This window comes from Actinoplanes sp. NPDC020271 (assembly GCF_044388125.1).
GTDB lineage: Bacteria > Actinomycetota > Actinomycetes > Mycobacteriales > Micromonosporaceae > Actinoplanes.
In genome coordinates, this window is sequence record NZ_JBIRWQ010000012.1 from 228,671 (window position 1) to 251,832 (window position 23,162).

The 23,162-nt window shown below is 72.1% G+C and carries 24 protein-coding genes; 12 read left to right on the forward strand and 12 right to left on the reverse strand.

Going from position 1 to position 23,162, the window contains the following annotated elements; translation table 11 throughout:
* Positions 1 to 310 precede the first annotated feature (310 nt).
* On the reverse strand, positions 311 to 769 hold the full coding sequence (locus ACH442_RS26190) for a hypothetical protein (protein WP_396340742.1): 459 nt from the start codon (positions 767 to 769) through the stop codon (positions 311 to 313).
* Positions 770 to 1,187: 418 nt separating this feature from the next.
* Here ACH442_RS26190 and ACH442_RS26195 point away from each other — a divergent pair, with 418 nt between their 5' ends.
* Entirely contained in the window at positions 1,188 to 1,544 is a 357-nt protein-coding gene (locus ACH442_RS26195; RefSeq protein ID WP_396340743.1) for a DUF6401 family natural product biosynthesis protein, read from the forward strand.
* A gap of 282 nt (positions 1,545 to 1,826) precedes the next feature.
* On the opposite strand, the gene ACH442_RS26200 is transcribed toward ACH442_RS26195, so the two are convergent.
* Together ACH442_RS26200 and ACH442_RS26205 are read right to left on the reverse strand one after the other, a co-directional pair.
* Positions 1,827 to 3,593 (reverse strand): hypothetical protein, encoded by a 1,767-nt coding sequence (locus tag ACH442_RS26200; protein ID WP_396340744.1) that lies wholly within the window; start codon positions 3,591 to 3,593, stop codon positions 1,827 to 1,829.
* A gap of 200 nt (positions 3,594 to 3,793) precedes the next feature.
* On the reverse strand, positions 3,794 to 4,846 hold the full coding sequence (locus ACH442_RS26205; RefSeq protein ID WP_396340745.1) for a cellulose binding domain-containing protein: 1,053 nt from the start codon (positions 4,844 to 4,846) through the stop codon (positions 3,794 to 3,796).
* Positions 4,847 to 5,001: 155 nt separating this feature from the next.
* On the opposite strand from ACH442_RS26205, the gene ACH442_RS26210 reads away from it, so the two are divergent.
* The 3 genes from ACH442_RS26210 to ACH442_RS26220 all read left to right on the forward strand — a co-directional run bounded on the left by ACH442_RS26210 (position 5,002) and on the right by ACH442_RS26220 (position 9,002).
* Positions 5,002 to 7,125, forward strand: a complete 2,124-nt coding sequence (locus tag ACH442_RS26210) for a SpoIIE family protein phosphatase (RefSeq protein WP_396340746.1) — start codon at positions 5,002 to 5,004, stop codon at positions 7,123 to 7,125.
* A 219-nt stretch (positions 7,126 to 7,344) separates the two neighbouring features.
* On the forward strand, positions 7,345 to 8,115 hold the full coding sequence (locus tag ACH442_RS26215) for a VOC family protein (protein ID WP_396340747.1): 771 nt from the start codon (positions 7,345 to 7,347) through the stop codon (positions 8,113 to 8,115).
* Positions 8,116 to 8,561: 446 nt separating this feature from the next.
* Positions 8,562 to 9,002 carry a MarR family winged helix-turn-helix transcriptional regulator gene (locus tag ACH442_RS26220; protein WP_396340748.1) on the forward strand — a complete coding sequence of 147 codons (441 nt, stop codon included), beginning with the start codon at positions 8,562 to 8,564 and terminating at the stop codon, positions 9,000 to 9,002.
* On the opposite strand, the gene ACH442_RS26225 is transcribed toward ACH442_RS26220, so the two are convergent.
* Positions 8,939 to 9,244: a hypothetical protein gene (locus tag ACH442_RS26225; RefSeq protein ID WP_396340780.1), complete on the reverse strand. Its 306-nt coding sequence runs from the start codon at positions 9,242 to 9,244 to the stop codon at positions 8,939 to 8,941. The two genes, ACH442_RS26220 and ACH442_RS26225, sit on opposite strands and share 64 nt — an antisense overlap.
* A 163-nt stretch (positions 9,245 to 9,407) precedes the next feature.
* Here ACH442_RS26225 and ACH442_RS26230 point away from each other — a divergent pair, with 163 nt between their 5' ends.
* Together ACH442_RS26230 and ACH442_RS26235 are read left to right on the forward strand one after the other, a co-directional pair.
* Positions 9,408 to 10,358, forward strand: coding sequence for a pirin family protein (locus ACH442_RS26230; protein WP_396340749.1), 951 nt, complete (start codon positions 9,408 to 9,410; stop codon positions 10,356 to 10,358).
* 47 nt (positions 10,359 to 10,405) lie between these two features.
* Positions 10,406 to 10,873: a GNAT family N-acetyltransferase gene (locus ACH442_RS26235; RefSeq protein ID WP_396340750.1), complete on the forward strand. Its 468-nt coding sequence runs from the start codon at positions 10,406 to 10,408 to the stop codon at positions 10,871 to 10,873.
* On the opposite strand, the gene ACH442_RS26240 is transcribed toward ACH442_RS26235, so the two are convergent.
* On the reverse strand, positions 10,866 to 11,474 hold the full coding sequence (locus ACH442_RS26240) for a Clp protease N-terminal domain-containing protein (RefSeq protein ID WP_396340751.1): 609 nt from the start codon (positions 11,472 to 11,474) through the stop codon (positions 10,866 to 10,868). The two genes, ACH442_RS26235 and ACH442_RS26240, sit on opposite strands and share 8 nt — an antisense overlap.
* A gap of 1 nt (position 11,475) precedes the next feature.
* Positions 11,476 to 11,712: a helix-turn-helix domain-containing protein gene (locus ACH442_RS26245; protein ID WP_396340752.1), complete on the reverse strand. Its 237-nt coding sequence runs from the start codon at positions 11,710 to 11,712 to the stop codon at positions 11,476 to 11,478.
* A gap of 70 nt (positions 11,713 to 11,782) precedes the next feature.
* Between ACH442_RS26245 and ACH442_RS26250 the strand changes: the two genes are divergently transcribed.
* Both ACH442_RS26250 and ACH442_RS26255 read left to right on the forward strand, forming a co-directional pair.
* Positions 11,783 to 12,982, forward strand: a complete 1,200-nt coding sequence (locus ACH442_RS26250) for an aminopeptidase (RefSeq protein WP_396340753.1) — start codon at positions 11,783 to 11,785, stop codon at positions 12,980 to 12,982.
* A complete protein-coding gene (locus ACH442_RS26255) occupies positions 12,979 to 13,644 on the forward strand; it encodes a class I SAM-dependent methyltransferase (RefSeq protein ID WP_396340754.1) in 666 nt (221 codons plus the stop codon). The genes ACH442_RS26250 and ACH442_RS26255 overlap by 4 nt, the downstream gene beginning before the upstream one ends.
* Here the strand turns inward: ACH442_RS26255 and ACH442_RS26260 are convergent.
* Positions 13,634 to 13,759: a hypothetical protein gene (locus ACH442_RS26260; RefSeq protein WP_396340755.1), complete on the reverse strand. Its 126-nt coding sequence runs from the start codon at positions 13,757 to 13,759 to the stop codon at positions 13,634 to 13,636. The two genes, ACH442_RS26255 and ACH442_RS26260, sit on opposite strands and share 11 nt — an antisense overlap.
* 102 nt (positions 13,760 to 13,861) lie before the next feature.
* Here ACH442_RS26260 and ACH442_RS26265 point away from each other — a divergent pair, with 102 nt between their 5' ends.
* The 3 genes from ACH442_RS26265 (at position 13,862) to ACH442_RS26275 (ending at position 17,469) form a co-directional block, all read left to right on the forward strand.
* A complete protein-coding gene (locus ACH442_RS26265) occupies positions 13,862 to 15,445 on the forward strand; it encodes a phospholipase D family protein (protein WP_396340756.1) in 1,584 nt (527 codons plus the stop codon).
* 87 nt (positions 15,446 to 15,532) lie between these two features.
* Positions 15,533 to 16,810, forward strand: a complete 1,278-nt coding sequence (locus ACH442_RS26270) for a sensor domain-containing protein (RefSeq protein WP_396340757.1) — start codon at positions 15,533 to 15,535, stop codon at positions 16,808 to 16,810.
* Positions 16,807 to 17,469 carry a response regulator gene (locus tag ACH442_RS26275; protein ID WP_396340781.1) on the forward strand — a complete coding sequence of 221 codons (663 nt, stop codon included), beginning with the start codon at positions 16,807 to 16,809 and terminating at the stop codon, positions 17,467 to 17,469. The genes ACH442_RS26270 and ACH442_RS26275 overlap by 4 nt, the downstream gene beginning before the upstream one ends.
* Positions 17,470 to 17,501: 32 nt before the next feature.
* Here the strand turns inward: ACH442_RS26275 and ACH442_RS26280 are convergent, their stop codons facing one another.
* From ACH442_RS26280 to allB, 4 genes are all read right to left on the reverse strand, one after another.
* Positions 17,502 to 18,662: a protein-L-isoaspartate O-methyltransferase gene (locus ACH442_RS26280; protein WP_396340758.1), complete on the reverse strand. Its 1,161-nt coding sequence runs from the start codon at positions 18,660 to 18,662 to the stop codon at positions 17,502 to 17,504.
* Positions 18,663 to 18,749: 87 nt separating this feature from the next.
* Entirely contained in the window at positions 18,750 to 19,904 is a 1,155-nt protein-coding gene (locus ACH442_RS26285; protein ID WP_396340759.1) for a phosphotransferase, read from the reverse strand.
* Positions 19,889 to 20,875 carry an allantoicase gene (alc, locus tag ACH442_RS26290; RefSeq protein WP_396340760.1) on the reverse strand — a complete coding sequence of 329 codons (987 nt, stop codon included), beginning with the start codon at positions 20,873 to 20,875 and terminating at the stop codon, positions 19,889 to 19,891. The genes ACH442_RS26285 and alc overlap by 16 nt, the downstream gene beginning before the upstream one ends.
* The gene (gene allB / locus ACH442_RS26295) at positions 20,875 to 22,185 is read right to left on the reverse strand and encodes an allantoinase AllB (protein WP_396340761.1); all 1,311 of its coding nucleotides are present in this window, start codon (positions 22,183 to 22,185) and stop codon (positions 20,875 to 20,877) included. Before allB ends, alc begins: the two co-directional genes overlap by 1 nt.
* A gap of 80 nt (positions 22,186 to 22,265) precedes the next feature.
* Here allB and ACH442_RS26300 point away from each other — a divergent pair, with 80 nt between their 5' ends.
* Entirely contained in the window at positions 22,266 to 22,688 is a 423-nt protein-coding gene (locus tag ACH442_RS26300; RefSeq protein ID WP_396340762.1) for a glutaredoxin domain-containing protein, read from the forward strand.
* Between the two features lie 11 nt (positions 22,689 to 22,699).
* On the opposite strand, the gene ACH442_RS26305 is transcribed toward ACH442_RS26300, so the two are convergent.
* Positions 22,700 to 23,128 carry a hypothetical protein gene (locus tag ACH442_RS26305; protein WP_396340763.1) on the reverse strand — a complete coding sequence of 143 codons (429 nt, stop codon included), beginning with the start codon at positions 23,126 to 23,128 and terminating at the stop codon, positions 22,700 to 22,702.
* Positions 23,129 to 23,162 lie beyond the last annotated feature (34 nt).

Below are 23,162 nucleotides of genomic sequence, written 5' to 3' on the forward strand. Positions count from 1 at the left end.
CGCAGGCGGTGGTCGCAGCGCTTACCCACCGGGCGTCCACGCGCTACCCGGCTGGGGTCGCAGCGGCCTATCCGGCCCCGTGCCGCCGGGACGGCCACATGGAATTCTCTGCGCCACGCCCGATCGGCGCCGCAAGGTCAGTCCGGGTCGGTTCGCCGCGCGGCTCACCGTCTCAGGCTGGTCGTGCTGGGCGCTGTCCGGGCCGGGCAGCGCCTCGTGCCCGTGGCGGGCGGCCCGATGCCAGCTCCTGGCGGTCAGCCGGGCAACGCCTCGTGCCCGTGGCGGGCGGCCCGATGCCAGCTCCTGGCGGTCAGCCGGGCAACGCCTCGTGCCCGTGGCGGCCGTGAGTGCGGCGACGTTCCTTGAGCTCGGCCTCGTAGAGGTGCCGGCGTCCCCCGGCAAGCTCCTCCCGCGCATCCCGTTCCACGTGCCGGAACTCGCTGTAGTACCCGTCGTCGAACTCCTCGACGATCTGGAAGGTCCAGCGCCCCGGAATCACGTTGCGCCCGATCAGCTCCCGCTCGATCCGCTCGGCGATCTCGGTGTGCCCACCCTGCATGAACAGCGACACTGCCTCGTCGAGCATGAAGTCCGCGGTCCCGGTGAGCTGATGCAGCGAGTACAGGTGTCCGCGCACCCGCTCCACCGTCTCCAGCGCCTCACTCAACTTCCCGAGCGCCTGCACCGTCACGTCGTCAAGCCCGTCCGGCCGCCGATGCCCCTCATCCGGCCCGCCGTTCCCGGGGTTGCCGTCCCCTGCCCGTGACACTCCGCCGACCTCACCGTTCGCCGCCCCCGCCATGACACCCGTCCCCTTCCTCGAAACTTCTGCCTGTCGTACCCCGCTCCCCTCCCTCCCGAACGTCCTCCCACCCCTCCCCACTTTTCCGCCGAGCCGCAGCACCCCCCGCACCACCAGCCGAACAACACCGACTGGGCCACAGCGCTGCCTCCGACAGCCCGAAGCACCCCTCACCGCCGACCGGGCAACGTTGACCGGTGCTCAGCGCCACCTCCGACGGCCCGAAGCACCCTGGCGGGACAGCCGGGGCCGCGGCCTGGGGATTCGCGGTGTATCGGCCACTTGGAGGCGCAGCGGGGAGGGTCGGCCGGGGGCGGTGGGTGTCAACCGAGCTGCACCAGAACGGAGAATCGTTCGTCACCCCGGCGTCCGTAACTTTCTTCTCATGAATGGCCTGTTCAACAACTCCGCCGCCCGCGCCGCCCTCCGTTCCGCGCACGCCTCGCTCGCGGACCTCACCGCCGCCGTCGGCGTCAGCGGTCTCGCCGCAGCCCAGTCGTCGCCGGGCCTCATGTCGGTGATCGACCAGCACGCCGCCGGTGTCCGTGACAGCCTGAACGCCGACACGCGCCCGCTGACCGCGATCCTGCTCGCCGCGTACGCCGAGGGTGTCCGCGACGCCGCCTTCCAGCACGGCTGGGTAGCGCCCGAGGGTGAGATCGACTGGTCCGAGAACGACTGGGTGCTGCGCCGCCTCCTCGCCGTCTGCGAGCTGGCCCGCACCCTCCCCGCCGCTCGCTGACGTCGCGGCCGTCGGCCGACCTCCTTCAGACCGTTCATCAGCCCAGCCGTGAACCGATGAGGTCGCTTCGGCCCATCAGCACCGCAGCAAGGGCAGGTAGGTAGTCACCAGCCGCCGAACAGGGCCGGCGCCGCACCGTGGGCGCCGGCCCTCAGCTTTCCCGCGCGCCCGGGTCCGCTCCTCAACTTTTCGTTGCGCGCCCCCGGGTCCGCTCCTCAATTTTTCGCTGCGCGCCCCCGGATCCGCTCGTCAACTTTCGCTGCGCGCCCCCGGATCCGCTCCTCAACTCTTCGCTGCCCCGCTTTCCGGGCCGGTGGAGTCCGGGTGCTGGACCACCTGCGTCCGCTCCTCGTCATCGGCTGCGGCCTTGTCCGACCGCGGCGAACCGAGGACAGTCGTCGTCTCGTCCTCCGGCCTTTGCGTGATGACCGTGGTCTCCCCCTCCGGCTCGTGCGTGATCACCGCGGTCTCGTCCCCGGTCAGCGCGTTGGGCAGGGTCGTCTCGCTGTCGTCGGAGTGCTCCGAGGGCGTGCCCGGGCCTGCGGTCACCTGGTGTTCCGGGTCCGCAGCACCGGTTCCCGGAACCGCACCGGCGTCCTTGTCGCCGGAGGAGCCGGCCGCCGGCCGCATGCCCGGGGTGAGCACCGTGGTCTCCCCTGAACCCGACCGTGATCCCGGGTCGGCCCCCGGCCTGGAACCACGGTCGGACGAGATGCCCGGCGCGGTGTCGTCGTGGCCGAAGCCGGGGATGAAGTGGAGCGCATCCTCCTCCGGCGGGGTGATCACCTGGGTCGCCTCGTCCTCCGGCTCGGACAGGCCGGTGGCCCGGTGCCGGTCATCGGCACGCCCACTGGAGTCGGCCCACCGATCGCCCGGGGCGCGGCGTTCGGCGGTGGCTCGGGCGGCGCGTTCGATCTCGGCCCGTCGTGCTTCCTCGGTCCGCCGCTTCTCCTCAGCCTGCCGGGCCTCCTCGGCGCGGCGCTGCTCCTCCGAGCGACGGGCCTCGGCCTTACGGCGCTCTTCGGCGCGACTTGCTTCTTCGGCCCGGCGCCGCTCCTCGGCCCGCCGGGCTTCTTCGGCACGGCGCGCTTCCTCGGCCCGGCGCCGCTCCTCGGCCTGCCGAGCTTCCTCCGCCTTGCGGGCCTCTTCCGCCTTGCGGGCTTCCTCGGCCAGACGAGCCTCTTCCGCCCGGCGGGCCTCCTTGGCCAGACGAGCCTCTTCCGCCCGGCGGGCCTCCTCGGCGCGACGCGCCTCTTCCGCCCGGCGGGCCTCCTCGGCCAGACGAGCCTCTTCCGCCCGGCGGGCCTCCTCGGCGCGACGCGCTTCCTCCGCCTTGCGAGCCTCCTCGGCGCGGCGTTCCTCTTCCGCGCGGGCGGCGGCCTGGCGGGCGCGTTCCTCCGAGTAGGCGCGGGCCTGCTCGCGGATGGCGGCGGACTCCACCGCGGCGCGGTCGAGCCAGCCCTCCCAGCGCTGCTGCATGGGGCGGATCAGGCCGCCGCCGACGCCCACGATGATCACTCCGGCGACGGTGACCAGGACGGTGATCAGCAGCGGGCGGGTGACCGAGGTGGCGATGCCGACCTGGTCGAGCCCGGCGATCACGCCGAGGGTGACGATCACGGCGGCGACCACCTTGGCGATGATCCGCGCGTAGCCCAGGTCGCCCAGCGCGTTGCGGATCAGGTCGTGGGCGGCGCCGGCGACCGCCACCGCGACCACCACGATCACGATCGCGACGAAGGCCTGTGGCAGCCAGGCGATGAGGGCGTTGAGCAGCGTGCTCACCTGGTTCGGACCCCAGAGGCCGAACGCGAGTTGCAGCGCGATCAGCAGCACGGCCCAGTAGGCGAGCCGGGCCAGGAGGGCGACCGGGTCGGTGCCGCGCAGCAGGCGGCCGGCTGTGCCGCGCTCGACGGCCCGGTCCAGCCCGACGCGGCGCAACGCCTTCGCCGTGATCGTGCGGACCAGGCGGGCCAGCAGCCAGCCGAGCAGCAGCACGGCCAGGAAGGCCAGCGCGACTGGCACATTGAGCACCAGGGATCGCCACATGTCGCTGAGTCCACGGCTCAAGCCGTCGCCGGTCATCCGATGCCCTCCGGTCTCGTCAGTTCCCACGAACCTTAGGACTCGGGTGTATCACCCGCCTCCGACAAAACCTCGCGCCGGCGAACGACGACCACCGCGGAGCAGCCCGGTCAAGGAAGGAAGCAGCACGAAAGTTGACCGTTGACGACAGGGGAGGCGAATCGTCAGGAGCAGGCGACCCCGTCGACCGCGCACCCGACCGGCGCGCTCTCCGGCTCTCCCGCCAGCGAGAAACCGAAGCTCACCGATCCGCCCGCCGCCACGGTCCCGCCGGTCGGCCGGAACGTCACCGAGGACCCGGACTGGGACACCGCCACCGCACCCGAGCTGACCGAGACCGTTTCCCCGCCGGCCACGGTCAGTGTCACGGTCCAGTCCCTGGCCGCACCTTTCCCGCTGTTCACGACGTGCACCGAGCCTGCGTACCGGGTGTCGTCGTAGCTGTAGACCGCCGACAGTGACGGCTCCGGCTCGGGCGTCTCGCCGGTCGGGCCGGCACCGGGCGTGACGATGATCGGTCGCGAGCCGTGCCCGATCGTGATCATCGGCATCGCACTCGTGGACGCCGAGGCCGACGGGCCGGCCGACCGGCTCGGCGTCGGCGAGGCCGAGCCGTTTGCCGGTACGGACACCGAGGCGACCGGGTCCACGGTCGGTACCGGGTGCTCGTCGGGAACGGTGGTCACGGCGCCGGCCGCGGCCGGAACGGTCGCCACCACCGGTGCGTCGTCACCGCCGCCCAGCCCGAAGGCGACCCCGCCGAGCAGCAGCACGGCCAGCCCGGCACCCGCGAGAACGGCCACCCGGCGTGGTGAGAGGCGAGCGGACCGCCCGTCGTCGGCCGCTGACGACGGAAAGGAGCCGGACGCCGACGACCTAGCGGAGCCGGAAGCCGACGACCTAGCGGAGCCGGAAGCCGACGGTGTAGAGGAGGCGCGTGCCGACGGCGTACGGGAAAGGTCGGAATGTTCGTGAAGTGCGGATGACGGCGTCTCGGTGATCACCTCGGAGGCCGCCACCACCAGCCGCCGCCTCGGGGCGACCGGGTACGGGTCGGGCGTGACCGCGGGCATCGTGATCGTCTCGGCGGTCTGTGACCAGCCGTCGAGCTCGGCCCAGCGTCGTTCGGCGAGCACGTCCTCGATCGGCGTGTCGGCGTTCTGCCCGGGCACCCGGATCGGAAGTGGTTGCCCCATGTCACGCGGCCGTTCGCTCACGGCGGCGACTATAAATGATCAAGGAACACGCAGGTAGCAGCGGACGATCACCTACCGTGACGCAGGGCGGGGGCGGTTCTTCGCACACCGTCAAGATTCGGACGGACGGCCGGTGCGGCATCGTACAAACGGCCCACACGGGATAGGCTTTCCGCATGGTCGGCTCGGGAGCGGCACGCCCGCCAGCGGTCTCCACGCTGCCCGTGCAGTCCGCGGGTGCGAAGGGATGCGCGGCTCTGGTGCGTGCCTTCGACTGGTCGCGCACGTCGTTGGGCGCGATCGGTGGCTGGGATCCCTCGGTGCGCGCCGCCGTCGACCTCCTGCTCGAGTCGCCGGTTCCGATGATGTTGCTGGCCGGCCCCGAGTGCCTGGTGCTCTACAACGACGCCTACGCGGAAGTGCTGGGCGGCCGGCATCCGATCGCGCTGGGCTGCCCGGCCGCGGAGGCGTTCGGCGAGGCCTGGGACCAGCCCGGGATGAGTGACGTGATCGGCCGCGTGTTCCGCACCGGCCAGCCGGTGCTGGAGCCGGAGAGTCAGGTGACGCTGCGGCCGGGCGGGGCCGATCCGGCCTTCTACACCCGCGGGCACTCGGTGGTGCGCGACTTGCGGGGCGCGATCGCCGGCGTGCTGACCGTCGCGGCCGAGACCACTCAGGTGGTGCACCGGTTGCAGAGTCTCGGCGAGCTGACCGCCCGCCTGGCCGGGGCGCTGACGATCGACGATGTCACGCGCGTCGTCCTGACGTACGCGATGGCCTCCTTTGATCTCGATCATTGCGTGCTCGCGGTCGACGACGGCAGTTCCTACCGCTTCGTCCGCCGGATCCGGGGCGAGATGCTCGACGAGGCGGACGAGCGCCTGCCCCCGGTCTGGCGGCGGATCCCTCCCGATCATGCGGCGCCCCTGGTCGCGGCGGCCGAGACGGGCCGCGCGACGTTCGTCGCCGACGGTGAGCCGCTGGCCGCGGTCGCGCAGGACAGGCACGAGCGGCGGGTGCGTTCGCTGGCCGCGCTCCCGCTGCGCACCGCATCCGTGCGGGGCGCCCTGACCATGGGTTTCCGCCGGGCCCACGTCTGGCTCCCGGCCGAGCGCGCGCTGCTGCGGGCCGCCGCCGAGCTGGTCGCCCAGGCCGCGGAACGGGCCCGCCGCTTCGAGGCGCAGCACGGCACCGCCCAGTTGCTGCAGCGCAGCATGCTGCCGGAGCACCTGCCCGAGCTGGACACGTTCCGCATCGCCGCCCGCTACGACGTGGGTGTCGACGGGAACGCGGCCGGTGGCGACTTCTACGACGCGTTCCGGCTCTCCGACGGGCGGCTGGCCATGGTGCTGGGCGACGTGGCCGGGCACGACGTGCGCGCGGCGGCGGTGATGGGCCAGGTCCGGGCGGCGCTGCGGGCGCTCGCGCTGACCGATCCGGCCCCGCCGAGCGTGCTCGCCGGGCTGGACCGGCTGGTCGGTTCGCTGGGCGCCGAGTCGCGCAACGAGGAGATCTTCGTGACCGTCGTCTACGGCGTGCTCGACCCGTCGGACGGTTCGGTGACCCTGTCCAGCGCCGGGCATCCGCCGCCGGTGCTCCGCCGGGCCGGCCTGGGCGGCGAGCCGGCCAGCGCCGAGCTGGTGAAGGTGCCACCGGGCGCCCCGCTCGGGCTGGGTGGCCGCTGGCAGACCGGTTCGCTGGTGCTGGAGCCGGGCGACACGATCCTGATGTACAGCGACGGGGTGGTCGAGCGACGCGGTCACCCGCTCAACGAGGGGCTGGACGCCCTGGTCGCCGCGGCGGCCGGGTCGGCCAGCGGCGATCCGCGGAACATGTGCTCGCTGGCCACCGCCGCGGTCGAGGGCACCACCGACGACGACGTGGCGGTGCTCGCGGTCGAGCACGCGCTGGCGATGAGCCGGGCCGCGACGATGCACGTGGCGGCCGAGCCGACCGGCCCGAGCCGGGTGCGGCAGTGGATGAGCACCCGGCTGCGCGAGTGGCAGGTCCCGGAGCCGGTGATCGGCGCCGCGATCCTGTGCACCAGTGAGCTGACCACCAACGCGCTGCTGCACGCGGGCACTCCGGCGCAGGTGCACATCGACCTGAACGCGGAACGGCTGCTGGTCTCGGTGGCCGACACCGGCACCCGGGGCAGCGTGATCCGGGCCCGGGCGGACACTCTGGCCAGCCGTGGTCGCGGGCTCGGCCTGATCGAGGAGTTGAGCGACTCGTGGGGCACCGATCCCACGGTCCGTGGCTCCACCGTGTGGTTCGAGATGTTGCTCAACAGAGAGTGACAACGCGTGCTCTCGATGCGAGCCGGGAGAGCGCCCGAATTCGGCAGCGATTCACATATGGGCATATCGGTCGGCGAGGATCACCCGAGTCACTTGCCCAACTACGGTTAGTAGTTTAATTCTGCTCTAAACCGGACAATGAACCGTCCGGTGGTGACGAAGCGTTATCAGTGCCGTAGAGTGCTCAAGCAACTGGGGACGTCCATACTGGAGCGGCACATGCGGATCAGAGGCTATGCACCACTGACACCCAACTGGGTGGAGTTGGCGAGCGCGGACCCTGCGCGAGCGGCACAGTTCTACGGAGAGTTGTTCGGCTGGGAGTCGGCCGGTGATCGCTTCAAGCTCGGCGGGCGGGCCGTCGCGGGTCTCACCCGTAGCCAGGCCGACCGGCCGGACGGGTGGCTGACCCACCTCAGCACGCCCGATCTCGACGAGACGCTGGAACAGGTCGCGCTGGCCGGCGGCTCCTGCCTGAGCCACCCGGCCGAGGCGCACGGCGGCCGCCGCGCGATCATCACCGACCCGGCTGGTGCGGTGCTGGGGCTGTGGGAGCCGGCCGACTTCCAGGGTGCGCAGGCCGGTGGCGAGCCGGGCACCATGTCGTGGCCGGAACTGATCACGGACGACCCGAACGCCGCGGCGCTGTTCTACGGCTCCGCGTTCGGCTGGCTGCTGCGCCACGACTTCGGCGTCGGCGAGTGGCTCAACCAGGCTCACGACGCCATCGCCGGCCTGGCCGCGGGTTACCGCGGGGCCTGGTGGCGGACCGCCTTCCAGGTCGAGGACATCAATGCGGCGGTGGACCGCTGCGAGCGACTCGGCGGCGCGCTGATCGCCGAGCCGGCCGAGGCCGGGCTGACCGAGTTCGCCGAGCTGCGCGACCCGTTCGGCGCTCGCTTCACGGTTGCCGCGCCGGTGCACCACCCGGTCGAGCTGACGGTTTCCCTCGGGTCACTGCCCGCTTTCGAGCGGTTCGGTTCGTTCTGACGATGCGGGAGCAACGGCCGTCGAGCGCACGGCGGCCGGCCTTCGGGTGAAGGCGGACACTGCGGAAAAAGCCGGCCCCGGGGGGCCGGCTTTTCGCTTTCCGGTCCGGGTCCGCCGGGCTCGGGGTTTCTTCGATTTGCCGGTACGTCGTGAGCATGCGCCCCGCAGCACCGGCGACGGCGACGGCGACCAGGTCTCGCAGCGGTGGCCGAGGTCGTGAACACGCACCCCGCGGCACCGGCGACGGCGACCAGGTCTTGCAGCGGTGGCCTAGGTCGTGAGCACGCACCTCGCGGCACCGGCGACCGCGGCCCGGCCTCGCAGCGAGGGCGGAGCAAGCACGTCGATCGGGCGCTCGCTCGCGCCCGTCCACGGGACTCCGTTGAGACGTACGAGATGATTTTTAAGATTTTAAGTTTAAGATTTTAAGGAGTATTCTCGGGCGCATGGCCGAACCGCTCAGTGGAACCCAGATGCAGCACTGGCGCAGCTTCATCGAGAGCTCGTGGGCGCTGCACACGACGCTCGAGGACGAGTTGCGCGCCGCGACCGGGCTGAGCATGAACGATTACCACGTCCTGGTCGCGCTGGCCGAGGCACCGGGGCGGCGGATCCGGATGGGTGAGCTGGCCAACCGCATGGTCTTCTCGCCGAGCCGGGTCACCTATCAGATCAGCTCCATGATCAAACGCGGTCTGGTCGAGAAGGTGAGCTGTCCCGACGACAAGCGCGGCTTCGAGGCCGTGCTCACCGAGCAGGGGCTGAACGCGCTGCGTGAGGCCGCCCCGGCCCACCTCGAGACCGTCCGCAGGAGTTTCATCGATCACCTCGACGAGGAGGAACTGGCCGTCATCGGCCGGGCCTTCGCCAAGATCCGCAAAGGGTGAGGCCCCCACTCGTCGAGTGAGCGCCTCGGCACGCCGGGATCACGGGTGATCTTGTCCTTGCCGGCGCCGCCGTGGATGCGGTCCCGGCCGAGGCCGCCGATCAGGGTGTCGCTGCCGTTGCCGCCGTAGAGGTAGTCGTTGCCCGCGTAGCCGCTCACCCGGTCGCTGCCGTTGCCGCCGTAGAGGACGTCGTTACCGTCCTCGCCGGCGCCTTGGTCCGGTCGCCCCGAACCGCCTGGCAGCCCTTGCCGGGCTTGATCATGTAGACGACGAGCCTGCGCGTCTCCCGTGTTTGTGCCCCCGGGCGATGACGCGGGTCACTAATTCTTCAGATTTGAAGTGAAGTCCTGGTCTTTCAGATTTGAAAGAGCTAGGCTGACAGCACTGAAGTCAGGAGGGCTCGAAATGCCTGCAATCACCGTCGATGACGTCCTTGTTCTGCCGCGGCTGCCGAAGCTGGACCCGGTCGTGACGGAGTTCCGTCCGGTGCGCCGCCTGACGACCGCCCCGAGTGGCTACGAGGGTGAGGGCTTCCCGGTCCGGCGCGCGTTCGCGGGTGTGCCGCTGTCCGAGCTCGACCCCTTCATCCACCTGGACCAGATGGGCGAGGTCGACTACGCGCCGGGCGAGCCGAAAGGCACCCCGTGGCACCCGCACCGGGGATTCGAAACGGTCACGTACATGATCGACGGGATCATGGACCACCAGGACTCGCTCGGTGGTGGCGGCTCGATCACCAACAGCGACACCCAGTGGATGACCGCCGGGTCCGGCATCCTGCACATCGAGGCGCCGCCGGAGCACCTGGTCACCAGCGGCGGCCTCTTCCACGGCCTGCAGCTCTGGGTGAACCTGCCGCGCGCCGCCAAGATGATCGACCCGAAGTACCAGGACATCCGGGGCAAGGCGGCCGGGCTGCTCACGACGCCGGACGGTGGCGCCCTGATCCGCATCATCGCCGGCTCGGTGGCCGGCCACGAGGGTCCCGGCTCGACGTTCACGCCGATCAACCTGGCCCACGTGACGATGCAGCCGGGCGCGCGGCTCGACCTGCCGTGGCAGCCGTCGTACAACGCGCTGGTCTACGCGCTGTCCGGGGAGGGCTGGGCCGGCACCGACATGCGGCCGATCAAACTCGGTCAGCTGGCGACGTTCGGCGCGGGCGACGCGATCCGCGTCGAGGCGAAGACCGAGCTGGACCTGTTCATCATGGGCGGGCAGCCGATCCGCGAGCCGGTCGTGCACTACGGGCCGTTCGTCATGAACACCAAGGCGGAGTTGCAGCAGGCCTTCGAGGACTTCCAGAAGGGCCGGCTCGGCACGGTCCCGGCGACGCGGCTGCCGCACACCGACTGACGGAAAATGGCGGGCCGGTCACGAGCCGGATGACTACCGTTCCGGGAGTGACCGCCCGCCCCGCCACTCCCGCCGACGCCGACGAGCTCGTCCGGCTCCGTGCCGTCATGCTGCGCAGTTTCGAGCAGACGGGGTGGAACGACGACTGGCGTGAACCCGCCCGCCGGACGCTTCTCGATCAGCTCGGGCGGGCGGACCCGTCCCTGGGCGCGTTCGTGGTCGACCGGCCGGGCGGGGGTGGGCTCGCTGCCTGCGCTCTCGGGAACGTGGATCTGCGGCTCGGGAACCCGTACAACCGATCGGGTTTGGTGGGTTATGTCTACAACGTGGTGACTGATCCGGACATGCGCCGGCGCGGATTTTCCCGCGCCTGCATGACCGCTCTGATCGAGTGGTTCCGGGAACGTGGGGTGCACGCCGTCGACCTGCGCGCGTCGGCCGGCGGCGAGCCGCTCTACGAGTCGCTGGGGTTCCGGCGCAGTGCGGAACCGGGGATGCGCCTCAAGCTCAGGTGACCGCGCCCGCCTCCAGCGAGCGGGCCAGATCGGCACGCAGGCGGTCGGCGTCGACCCGCTGTTCGGCGAGGATCTGCATGGCCAGGCCCTTACCCTCGCGGATCACGCCGAGCATGATGTGTTCCGGCGCGATGAACTTGTGCTTCAGCCGCAGCGCCTCACGCAGGGACAGCTCCAGCACCTTCTTGTTCCGGTTGGAGAACGGCGTGTGCCCGCCGCCGCCCGCCGGACGCTTCCCGAAGATCCCCCGCTTCTTCGGAACAGGCCGCAGATTGAGCGCGCCGGCGCCGAAGTTCTCCTCGATCGCCGCCCGGACCGCGTCCAGGTCGATGCCGATCGCCTTGAGGGCCGCCGCGTCCTCGGCGTCGCGGTCGGCCGCGACCGCCTCGTCGCCGTGGTCACCGACGTGCTCGACGACCGCGGCGCGCACCGCCTCGCGGTCCACGCCGGCCTGGCGCAGCACGACGCCCGCGCCGCTGTCGACGGTGAGCAGCGCGAGCAGCAGGTGCTCGGTCCCGATCACCGGATGGCCGAGCTCACGGGCCTCGTCCTTGGCGCCGACCACGACGGCCCGGGCCCCCTGGGTGAATCTCTCGAACATCTCAACCCTCCCGCGGGTCGGTCATCGGCATCAGGCGGGCATGTTTCTTGTGTACGCCCTGGCGGGTCACCTCGAGTGCGTCGGCGATCTCCTGCCAGGACCAGCCCTTCTTACGGGCGTTGGCCACCTGGAGGTGCTCGAGGCCCTCCAGCAGGCGGCGCAGCGCCACCACCGCGCGCAGGCCGACCCGGGGGTCGGCGCTGCTCGCGGCGGCGGCGAGGTCGGTTGCCTCGGTCATATCGTCAACCTACGTTGACATCATCCACACGTCAACCCCGGTTGACGTCCGCGCGTTCTAGGCTCGGGGCATGGATTGGATCGAGCGTTTTGCCCACGTCGTCGTCCGGGCCGGGGTCAACGTCCAGCCCGGGCAGGGCGTCGTCCTCAACACCGACACCGCCCACCTGGAGATCGCCCGTGCGGTCGTCGAGGCCGCCTACGCGGCCGGCGCCGCCTGGGTCGAGCCGATCTGGTCCGACGGCCCGATGCGCCGTTCCGAGGTCGACCACGCGAGCCTGGACCAGCTGCGCGCCAGCCGGCCCTGGGCGCTGCAGCGCACCCGCGAGTGGGCCGAGCAGGGCACCGCCTGGATCACCCTGGCCGGTGACGCCGACCCGCACGTGCTCGACGGCGCCGACCCGGCCCGGGCCGCGGCGAGGCGGGTGGAGGAGTCCTTCGCGCGACGCGACGCGGTGATCGGCAAGCTCCGCTGGACGGTGGTCGGCGCCCCCAACCGGGGCTGGGCCACCCAGGTCTTCGGCGAGCCCGACCTGGATCGGCTGTGGCAGGCGGTCGGCACCGCGATGCGGCTGGACGAGGAGGATCCGGTCACCGCCTGGCAGCAGCGGGCCGCCACCCTCGCCGAGCGCGGGGCGGCCCTCGACGCGCTGGAGCTGACCGAGGTCCGCTATCAGGGCGACGGCACCGATCTGACGGTCGGGCTGATCCCCGGCTGCCACTGGACCGGGGGCGGGATGGTGGACGACGCCGGGGTGGCGTACATGCCGAACATCCCCACCGAGGAGGTGTTCACCAGCCCCGACCGCAGCCGGGCCGACGGCGTGCTGCGGGTGACCAAGCCGCTGGTGCTCGCCGGGCGCCTGGTCACCGGGCTGCGGCTGACGTTCGAGGGCGGGCGGATCACCACGGTCGCCGCCGACGAGGGCGCCGACATCGTCGAGGCGCAGCTCGCCACCGACGAGGGCGCGCGTTACCTGGGCGAGGTGTCGCTGGTCGACCGGGACAGCCGGATCGCGCAGACCGGGATCATCTTCCACAACACGCTCTTCGACGAGAACGCGGGCTGCCACGTGGCCTGGGGGCAGAGCTTCCCGTTCGCGGTCCCGGGCGGGGTGGCGATGAGTGCGGAGCAGCGCGCCGCGCTGGGGTTGAACACCTCGGGCGTGCACACCGACGTGGTGGTCGGCGGCGCCGGGATCACCGTGACCGGCACCGGTCCGAAAGGGACGGTCGACCTGATCCGCGACGACGAGTGGGTGCTGGGATGAGAGCCGCCTACGACGAGATCGCGGACTGGTACGAGCACGAGTTCCGCCCGCGCACCGCGGCCGAGGATCCGCTCGACATCCGTCATCTGCTGGCGACGCTGCTCGGGCCGGGCGAGGGCCGCTGCCTGGAGATCGGGTGCGGCACCGGGGCGAACGCGCCGGCCATCCGCGGCCTGGGCTGGACCGTGATCGGGGTGGACCTGTCGGCCGGGATGCTGCGGCACGCCGCCGGCCGGCTGCCGACGGCCCGGGCCGACGCCGCCCGCCTGCCGGTGCGGGACGGCTCGCTCGACGCGGTCGTCACCGTGCTGGCCCACACCGACATGCCGGAATATCCGGCCGTGGTGCGCGAGGCCGCCCGGGTGCTGCGGCCGGGCGGCGCATTCGTTCACATCGGGGTGCACCCGGCCTTCTGCGGTGGCTTCGCCGATCGTGCTGAGCAGGCGGCGATCGTCATCCGGCCTGGTTATCGGGACGGGCACTGGACACGTGACTCATGGACCGATCAGGGCGTGCGCGACAAGGTCGGCGCGAGCCACTGGCCGTTGCCGGAGTTGCTGCACGCCTTCCTGGAGGCGGGGCTGGCACTGGAGAGGTTCGGCGAGGGTGGCTCACCCACCCCGACCGTTCTCGGGATCCGGTCGGCCAGGGTCAGGACATGAACAGGATCGCGGCGGTGCCCAGCAGCACCAGCAGCAGCATGGTGACGAGCAGGCCGGTCTCGGCGGACTCGGCGGTTTCCGGCACAGGGGTGGTGGTCAGCGGCTCGCTGCTCATGAGATGCTCCTCCGCAAAGGGGACGCGATGATCGCGTAGAAAGTGCGTGCGGCGGTCGGGGGGCTTACGGTGAGGGCGTCGTCGACCTCAGAGGGGTTGCCTGTGCCATCGGAGGACTGGCTTCTGACCGCCGCCGAACGCGGCAACCCGCACACCGATTTACCCACCTGGTGCGGCGGAAACACAGCTGAATCACTTATTCACGGAAAAACATACTTCTCCCGACTTACCACGGAAGTGGAGAAGCTCGAAGCCGGTGACCACCTGTTCTTCACCGACTGGCGCGGCGACCCGGACGAGCTGGCGGTCGACGACGGGCCGACGATCGCCGAGCTGTTCGCGACGGCCGCCCGGCGCGGAGTGGTCGTCAAGGGGCTGCTGTGGCGATCCCATGTGGACAAGCTCGCCTACAGCGAGGAGGAGAACCGCAACCTCGGCGACCAGATCCGCGAGGCCGGCGGCGAGGTGCTGCTCGACCAGCGGGTGCGGCGCGGCGGCTCGCACCACCAGAAACTGGTCGTGCTGCGGCACCCCGGGCGGCCCGAGCTCGACGTCGCCTTCGCCGGTGGCATCGACCTGTGCCACAGCCGGCGGGACGACGCCGATCATCACGGTGATCCGCAGGCGGTGAACATGGCGAAGGCGTACGGGCCGACCCCGCCCTGGCACGACGTCCAGCTGGAGTTGCGCGGGCCGGTCGTCGGCGCGCTCGACCTGACGTTCCGCGAGCGCTGGTGCGACCCGGCCCCGCTCGACCAGCACGGCCCGATCTCCACGGTCGCCGACCGGTTGAAACGCGCCGACCTGCACGCCGACCGCCTGCCCGAGCAGCCACCGGACCCGCCCGAGTGCGGCCCGCTGACCGTGCAGGTGCTGCGGACATATCCGGCGATGCGCCCGAAGTACTCGTTCGCGCCGCTCGGCGAGCAGAGCGTGGCGCGCGGCTACACCAAGGCGATCAAGCGGGCGCGGCGGCTGATCTACCTGGAGGATCAGTACCTCTGGTCGAAGGAGGTCGCGCAACTGTTCGCCGAGGCACTGCGCGAGAACCCCGGCCTGCACCTGATCGCGGTGGTGCCGCGGCACCCGGACGTCGACGGCGCGTTCTCGCTGCCGCCCAACCAGGTCGGCCGGGAACAGGCCATCGAGCTGTGCCGACACGCCGCCTCGGACCGCGTGCACATCTTCGACCTGGAGAACCACGAGGGCACCCCGATCTACGTGCACGCCAAGGTCTGCGTGGTCGACGACGTGTGGTGCAGCGTCGGCAGCGACAACTTCAACCGTCGATCGTGGACCCACGACAGCGAGCTGTCCTGCGCGATCCTCGACGCGACGCCCGACGACCGCGAGCCGGTGGACCCGGCCGGGCTGGGTGACGGCGCCCGACGTTTCCCCCGCGATCTGCGGCTCGCCCTGACCCGCGAACACCTCGACCGCGACGACGGTGACGATCAAGATCTTTCAGACCCGATCTCCGTGGTACGGGCGATGGACGCCGCCGCCGAGGCCCTCCGTGACTGGGTCGACGGCGGACGGCAGGGCCCGCGGCCACCCGGGCGCCTGATCCCGCACGAGACGAGCCGGCTGCCCTGGCTGCAACGGCTCTGGGCGACACCGGCGTACCACCTGATCTACGACCCGGACGGCCGGCCGTGGCGTGACCGTCGCGCCGGCCGCTGGTGAGGCCCGGAGAAAAGGTATACCTGGCCATACCCGGATCCGGGGGTCAGCCGGCTGGGCCGCGACCGCCCCGCTGCCTACGGTGAATTCGTGTCCACCACAAGCCTGACCGCGGCCCTGCGGGACCGCCGATACCCGCTCACCACCTGGCCCTGGCGCTCGGCGGCGTTCCTGGCCACCACCGCGGTCGTCGCCGCGCCCCTGTCGTTGGGCTTCGCCGTGCTGTTGCTACCGCTGCTGGTCTCCGCCCGCCGGATCCTGCACGGCGACCTGCCCAGCCCGGCGATCGTGTTCCTGCTGGTCGTCGCCACCGCTCTGATGGTCGCCGGCGCCCCGCTGGTCGCCGTCCCGGTCGCCGCCCTGGAACGCCGCCGCCTGCGCCTGGTCGACCCGCGCCCGCTGCGACCCGCCCGCCGCCCCGGTGACCTCGCCGGGTTGTACCGGGACGAGGCGACCTGGCGCGCGGTGCTCTACACCGTGGTGCTCGCGGTGCTGGCTCCCCCGGTCTTCTTCGCCGCGTTCATCGGGCTGCTCCTGCAGCTCCTGGTGATCGGCAGCCCGTTCGGCGTGGGCGTGTGGCAGTTCGGGACGTACACGATCGACGGCGGCTCGCGGAGTGTGCCGCTCGCCCTGGCCGGCCTGGTGCTGGTCCCGGTCTGGCTCTACCTGGCCGGGGCACTCGCCGCCGGGCACGCGATGCTCGCGCGGCGGCTGCTCGGCGCCGGTGACCCGCTGCGCGACCAGCTCAGCGAGGTGTCCCAGTCCCGGGCCCGGCTCGCCGACGCGTTCGACGCGGAACGCCGCCGGATCGAGCGCGACCTGCACGACGGCGCCCAGCACCGGCTGACCAGTCTCACCCTGCACCTGGGCATGGCCCGGCTCGACCTGCCGGCGGACTCCCCCGCCGCCGAGCCGCTCGGGCTGGCCCACACCCAGGCGAAGGAGCTGATGGTGGTGCTGCGCGACCTGGTGCACGGGATCCGGCCGCAGGTGCTGACCGACCTCGGGCTGCCGGCCGCGCTGCGCGAACTGGCGGCCAGCTCACCGGTACCGGTGACGGTCGAGGCGGCGATCGGCGTCCGCCCGCCGGAGAGCATCGAGACCACGGCGTACTTCGTGGCCGCCGAGGCCCTGACCAACATCGCCAAGCACGCCCGCGCCACCCAGGCCCGGGTCCGGGTCCAGGGCGACGGCGCCCGCGTCGACCTGGAGATCGAGGACAACGGGAGTGGCGGCGCCGACCCGCGGATGGGCAGTGGGCTGACCGGCCTCGCCGACCGGGTGGCGGCCGCGGGCGGACGGTTGCTGCTGGCCAGCCCGGCCGGTGGTCCCACGCTGCTGCGGGTGGAGTTGCCGTGCCCGCGATGAACGCCGCCGCTCCCCGCCCCCGGGTCGTGCTCGCCGAGGACGGGGTGCTGCTCCGGGAAGGGCTCACCGGGGTGCTGGGCCGCTTCGGCTTCACCGTGGCGGACGCGGTCGGCGACGCCGAACACCTGATCGCGGCGGTCGGCGTCCACCAGCCGGACCTGGTGATCACCGACATCAAGATGCCGCCCGACTTCCGTGACGAAGGGCTGCGGGCGGCGGTGCGTCTGCGCCAGCGGCAGCCCGGGCTGCCGGTCGTGGTGCTCAGCCAGTACGTGCAGGAGGAGTACGCGTCCGACCTGATCGGCACCGGCGACGGAGTGGGCTACCTGCTCAAGGACCGGGTGGCCGACATCGAGGACTTCGTGGCGGCGCTGCGGACCGTGCTCGCCGGCGGGACCGTCGTCGACCCGGAAGTGGTGCGGCGGCTGCTGCACCGGCCGCGGGATCCGCTCGCCGGGCTGTCACCGCGGGAACGGGAAGTGCTGGCGCTGATCGCGGAAGGGCGGTCGAACTCGTCGATCGCGGGTGCGCTGTTCGTCACCGAGACGGCGGTGGGCAAGCACGTCGGGAACATCCTCGCCAAGCTCGGCCTGCCACCGACCGACGACACGAACCGGCGGGTCATGGCCGTCCTGACATATCTCGGCGCCCGTTCCTGAAACGCGCCCTCCCAGGGCGACCCTGCCCGAACTCAGTGCCGGGCGCCGGGGACGAGGTGCCAGGTGTGCGGGGCCCAGATCGGGGCGGCCGGGTCGCCGTCGAGGGCCAGGCCCACCCGCCAGTCACGCATCGACGGGCGGTTCAGGTCCGACCAGCGGTCGATCAGGGTGACAAGGGCGGCGGTGCAGCGGTCCGCTTCGGAGCCGCCGGCCCGGACCGAGCCGTCCGGCAGCACCGCCGCGCCGCTGGTGACGGGGTCATCGGCCGGCTTCGCCGCGGTATCGGTCATGGAGTCGGTGGGCGGTGCCGGGGTGGGATCGTGCAGGAGGACCAGGTGAGCCTGGTCCCAGTTGGCGGGGGTGGCGAGGGTCGCACGGCGGTCCCAGGCGCCGGCCGCGTACCAGAGGTCGCGGTACGCGGTCGTGTCCAACGGCGGTGACCAGCGGGCCGGGGCCGTCTCGGCCAGTTCCGGGAGGACGCCGGCCGATCGGGGGTGGCTGCCGGCGTGGCGGGCCCCGAGCGGACCGGCCGCCGCCATGAACCCGGATGAGCAGACCACGGCCGCGGTCACCGGATCGCCCGGGCGCACGGCGAGGACCGGGTGATGGCCGGCGTGCTCGACCGGGGCGATCACCAGGCCGTCCGGGGTGAGCTGCTCGAACCAGTGCGGGGAGAGGCCGGCGATCCCGACGGTCACGATGATGCGGTGGTAGGTCGAACCCGGGTCGCCGGGATAGCCGTCGCCGGTGACGACCCGTACCCCGGTGACACCGGCCCGGTCGAGGGCCGCCCGGGCCCGGCCGGCGACGTCCGCCTGAACGTCCACACTGGTCACGGTCGCGCCGAGGGCCGCCATCAGCGCCGCGTTGTAGCCGGTGCCGGCGCCGATCTCGAGCACCCGCATCCCGGGCCGCAGGTCCAGCGCGCTCAGCATGATGGCCATCAGGGACGGCTGGCTGGACGAGCTGATCGGCACGTCACCGTTCAGCTTGGTGATCAGGACGTCGTTGCGGTACACCGTGGTGAGGAAGTCGCGGTCGTCCGGGGTCATCCAGCCGCCGTCACGGCGGTGGAAGCCGTCAGGAACGAACCGCTCGCGTGGCACCGATCCGAACGCCTCGGCCAGTTCCGGCGTCAACCGCACGCCGTCCTGCCGGATCAGGTCGAGATAGTGCCGCCGAGCATCCGCCATGCCCTCACGGTACGCACCTCCATGGATGTCCCGCCCCGCCGGACGACGCCGGAGCCCGTGCCCCCGCCGCCGTGACGCCGCCGAAGGTCAGACGCGGGCGGCCGATGCGGCCGCGGCCAGGCGGTCCGGCACGTCGCCGGCGTGGTACGGCCACTCCGACTGCTCGATGTTCGCCAGGAACCCGGCATACGTCGCCGCCGCCTGCAACGCCGCCACCGGCCGCAACAGCTCGACGGCACGTTCCGGGTCACTGCCCGGCACGGCCTTGCGCCACCGCCGCGCCCACGCCGTGACCAGTGGTTCCGGTGACTCCAGCCCCTCGGCGAGACGCAGCAGGTCGAAGGCCGGGTTGCCGATCGCGGAGTCACCCCAGTCGACGATCACCGGGCTGCCCGTCCCGGCGGTCCGCACGTTGCCGGGGTGCAGGTCCCCGTGCAGCAGCGTGTCCGGCAGCCCGCACCCGGCGACCGCGGCGAGCCGCGCCGGCAGGCCGTCGATCAGCTCGGCCAGCCCGGGGATGTCGCCGAGGTAGGGGGCGGCCACGTCGACGAACTGTTCCACGCCGAGCCGCTTGTCCGGCACCCCGGCCAACTCGTCCAGCCGGCCGGCGAAGTGTTCCTGCACCGGGTGGAACGCCTCGGCGACCGCGGCGCGGAGGTCGGCACCCGCGCCGTACCGGTCGTCGCCGGGGACGTGCGCGAGCAGCATCCGCCCGGCGGCGCCGGCGGCCATCACGTACGGCACCAGGTCGGGCGCGACCGACGCGACCCGGCCGAGGACGTCCGGCTCGTGGGCGAAGAACCCGGGCACCTGTTTGAGCCAGGCGACCGGGCCGCCGGGGCCGTCCATCCGCCAGATCGCGGAGAGGTTCCAGGTCCGCTGCTGGGCGGCGGTCACGCCGGTGAAGCCGAGCCGGTCCAGCACGCCGGCGGCCCAGGCCAGGGTGGCGCCCGGCCCGCCCGGCTCGGCCCACGGCGCACGCAGCGCGTGCGGCACCAGGTCGGCGCCGAGCGGAGTCAGCCCGGCCGGCCGTTCCCGGGTCTCGGCCAAGTAGGTGACGTGCCCGCCGGGCGGGGCGGGCCGGTCCGCGTGCAGCAGCCGCAGCACGGTGACCTCGGCCCCGGCCGCGGCGACCACTTCCGCCGTCTCCTGCCACCAGGGGCTGTCGACGGTGAACGGCGGCAACGCGCCGAGCAGCTCACCGGCCGGGTCGACGAGCACGAGGGTCACGAGTCGAGACACTGCCTCATTCTCGCCCACAGGTGGTCGCGATCGGCGCGACCGTGCAGACGCAGCCGGGCCATCCCGCCGTCGGGGTAGACGTCGAGCCGGGCGTGGGTCACCTCCGGGCCTTTGAGCAGCGCGAACCGGTGCGGGGTGTCCGGCCGCAGAGCGGTGCGCGGCAGCAGCTCGACCTGGTCGCCCTCGGCGGTGATGCCGGTCAGCCGGGCCCAGCCGGGCGCGTTGCCCTTGAAGTGGCTGGTGTCCAGATCGGCGAAGCGAAGCTTGGCCGGGGCGGCGAGCTGCACCAGCACCCAGTCGTTGCCGTCGTCGCGGCGGCGCGACGTCTCCCAGCCGTCGCCCATGTTCAGCGCGAGGCCGGGCATCAGCATCCGCTGCGGATGGCCGTAGAACATGTTGCTGCAGTCGACGACCCGGCCGCCGAACTCGGCCGCGGCGACGTCGAAGACCTTGGGCAGCAGGTCCGGGTCGGGCACGACCTCGCCGTGCACGCGCAGCCGGGCCACGCCCCCGTCCGGGTGGATGTTCAACCGGACATGCGTCCGGCGTCGCCCGCCGGCGATCGGGAACACGTTGCTGCTGTCGCCCTTGAGCTCCGCGCGCGGGAGGATCTCCACCCACTCGGCGGCGGCCAGCTCCTCCGGCCCCGGGTAGCCGGGCAGGGAGGTGGCGTCGATCGACGCGAACGGCGGGAAGTTGCCGGTGAAGAACGCGGTGTCGACGTCGACGCCGTGGATCACGCCGGGCGCGCCGAGCCGCACGATCGCGAAGTCGTGCCCGGGACTGCGGCGACGGCGGGTCTCCCAGCCGTCGTACACCTGGCCCTTGTGGTCGAAGGTCTTCGGCGCGTGCCCGGGCGCGGACGGCAGCACGAGATGGTCGGCGGCCGCGAAGAACTCGTCGTTGGCGTGCACCACGCCACCGCCGAGGGCCCGCGACGCGAGGTCGGGCAGTGCGGTGAAGTCCTCCATCAGCTCTCCCTGGTCAGAAAACGGCCGGCCGGCGCCGTGCCGGTGACCTGCGAACCACGCAGCCAGGTGGTGCGCACGACACCCTTCAGGACCTTTCCCGCGTACGGCGTCACGGGGTTCTTGTGATGCAACGCGTGCGCGTCGACCACGAACTCGGCGTCCGGGTCGAACGCGACCAGGTCGGCATCCGCCCCGACGGCGATCCGGCCCTTCTGCGGCAGCCCGACCAGGTCGGCCGGGCGGGTCGCCATCCAGTTCACCACGTCGGCCGGCGAATGCCCCCGGGACCGGGCGGACGTCCAGATCACCGGCAGCCCCAGCTGCACCGACGCGATGCCGCCCCACGCCGCCGCGAAGTCGCCGGTGTCCTGCCGTTTCAGCTCGGGCGTGCACGGCGAGTGGTCGCTGACCACGCACGTGATCAGACCCTCGGCCAGCGCGGCCCAGAGCTGGTCGGCGTTGGCCGAGTCACGGATCGGCGGGCAGCACTTGAACTCGGTCGCGCCGTCCGGGATCTGCTCCGCGTCGAGCGTGAGGTAGTGCGGGCAGGTCTCGGCGGTGACCCGCACGCCGTCGGCTCTCGCCGCCGCGATCAGGGGCAGCGCGGAGGCCGCCGACAGGTGCAGGATGTGGACGCGCCGCCCGGCCGCACGGGCCACCTCGATCGCGGTGGCGACCGCGGCGTGTTCCGCGGCGGACGGCCGGGAGGAGAGGAAGTCGGCGTAGGCGGCCGAGCTCGCGGCGTCGCGCAGATGGTCCGGGTCCTCGGCGTGGACGACGAAGAGCGCGTCGGCGGCATCCATCGCCGCGGCGAGCTGTGCCTTGTCGACCGGCGGGAACTCGGGGACGCCGGAGTCGGCGAGGAAGGCCTTGAAGCCGAAGACACCGGCCGCGTGCAGCCCGGGCAGGGCGGGCGCGTTGCCCGGGATCGCGCCGCCCCAGAAGCCGACGTCGACGTGGCACTGACCGGTGGCGGCCGCCTGCTTGGCGACCAGGGCGGGCTCGTCGACCGTGGGCGGGAGACTGTTGAGCGGCATGTCGATGATCGTGGTGACTCCACCGGCAGCGGCCGCTCTCGTGGCGCTGGCGAAGCCTTCCCATGCGGTGCGACCTGGTTCGTTGACATGCACATGAGTGTCCACGAGGCCAGGTGTCAGCACGGTGTCGGAGAGGTCGACGTCCGCGGCGGCGGCGACTTTCACGTCGTACGGGAAAATGCTCTTGATCTTCCCGCCCTGGACGGCGACCGCGGCCGGGACCTCGCCGTCGGGCAGGATCGCGCGCCGGGATCGCACCACAAGATCGAACATGGCCCGACCCTAACCATGGTTTGTTTCCTGCGGACACCCTTGTCGGCCTGGCCGGACGTCACAGGCGTAACCTTCCGCGCATGATGCGACGGTGGGGTCTCGCTCTCCTCAGTGCGGCCTGTGGCGTGCTCGTCGCCGCCCTCAAATTCTCGCAGGGTGCGCCCGGCGGCGCGGCCGTCCTGCTGGCGGTCTTCCTGGTCCTGGGCGTGGTGACCTCGCCTCTGGTCTTCCCGCGCGGGGTGCGTGCGGCCGAGGCCGTCGCCGGGAACCGGCCGATCGTCTACTGGCGTCCCGGTTGTCCGTACTGTCTGCGGCTGCGTGCCCGGCTCGGCTCCGAGGCCGGCCGCGTGCAGTGGGTCGACATCTGGAAGGACCCGGAGGCCGCGGCGATCGTCCGCGGTTTCGCCGACGGCAACGAGACCGTGCCGACGGTGGTCATCGGCGGCGAGGGATTCGTCAACCCCGATCCGCAGTGGCTCAAGGACAAACTGCAGACCGCTTGAGGGGTACGTCGTCAGACGCCCGTCGCAGCCAGTTCGCGCGAGTGGTGGCGGCTCCCCGGGCGCGGGTGGATCCAGCGCAGGAACCGGTCGAACATCTCGTGCGGCGGTCGTCGCGGCAGGTCGACGACGGCCTGCTCGAGGTGGCCGGACATGTAGAGCGCCAGTGAGATCTGATCCGGCTCGGCGGCCAGGACCGTCCGCGCGGGTGCGCAGGGCCACGGCCGGCCGCAGGAGCGGCACTCCCAGGACGGGCGTTCCCACAGGTGTTCGGTCACGCCGTCCGGCCTCTCGCCGCCGTCCTCGTCGTCCCCCAGGTGCAGGCTGCGGGTGACCGCGGGCGGCGGGACCGTCGCCGCGTCCGGGCACGGGTACCAGGCGCACCCGCACGAGCATCGTTGTCTCCAGGGCTGATACCAGGTCCGTACCGGTTCGTGTCGCACCACAATCGCCTCCCGGCTATGTCAGGGAGTACGT

Coding starts and splice junctions, on each gene's coding strand:
- ACH442_RS26195 (WP_396340743.1), top strand. CDS start 1,188: ATGAATGGCCTGTTCAACAACTCCGCCGCCCGCGCCGCCCTCCGTTCC.
- ACH442_RS26200 (WP_396340744.1), bottom strand. CDS start 3,593: ATGTGGCGATCCCTGGTGCTCAATGTGCCAGTCGCGCTGGCCTTCCTG.
- ACH442_RS26210 (WP_396340746.1), top strand. CDS start 5,002: ATGGTCGGCTCGGGAGCGGCACGCCCGCCAGCGGTCTCCACGCTGCCC.
- ACH442_RS26215 (WP_396340747.1), top strand. CDS start 7,345: ATGCGGATCAGAGGCTATGCACCACTGACACCCAACTGGGTGGAGTTG.
- ACH442_RS26220 (WP_396340748.1), top strand. CDS start 8,562: ATGGCCGAACCGCTCAGTGGAACCCAGATGCAGCACTGGCGCAGCTTC.
- ACH442_RS26230 (WP_396340749.1), top strand. CDS start 9,408: ATGCCTGCAATCACCGTCGATGACGTCCTTGTTCTGCCGCGGCTGCCG.
- ACH442_RS26240 (WP_396340751.1), bottom strand. CDS start 11,474: ATGTTCGAGAGATTCACCCAGGGGGCCCGGGCCGTCGTGGTCGGCGCC.
- ACH442_RS26245 (WP_396340752.1), bottom strand. CDS start 11,712: ATGACCGAGGCAACCGACCTCGCCGCCGCCGCGAGCAGCGCCGACCCC.
- ACH442_RS26250 (WP_396340753.1), top strand. CDS start 11,783: ATGGATTGGATCGAGCGTTTTGCCCACGTCGTCGTCCGGGCCGGGGTC.
- ACH442_RS26255 (WP_396340754.1), top strand. CDS start 12,979: ATGAGAGCCGCCTACGACGAGATCGCGGACTGGTACGAGCACGAGTTC.
- ACH442_RS26260 (WP_396340755.1), bottom strand. CDS start 13,759: ATGAGCAGCGAGCCGCTGACCACCACCCCTGTGCCGGAAACCGCCGAG.
- ACH442_RS26275 (WP_396340781.1), top strand. CDS start 16,807: ATGAACGCCGCCGCTCCCCGCCCCCGGGTCGTGCTCGCCGAGGACGGG.
- ACH442_RS26280 (WP_396340758.1), bottom strand. CDS start 18,662: ATGGCGGATGCTCGGCGGCACTATCTCGACCTGATCCGGCAGGACGGC.
- alc (WP_396340760.1), bottom strand. CDS start 20,875: ATGGAGGACTTCACCGCACTGCCCGACCTCGCGTCGCGGGCCCTCGGC.
- allB (WP_396340761.1), bottom strand. CDS start 22,185: ATGTTCGATCTTGTGGTGCGATCCCGGCGCGCGATCCTGCCCGACGGC.
- ACH442_RS26300 (WP_396340762.1), top strand. CDS start 22,266: ATGATGCGACGGTGGGGTCTCGCTCTCCTCAGTGCGGCCTGTGGCGTG.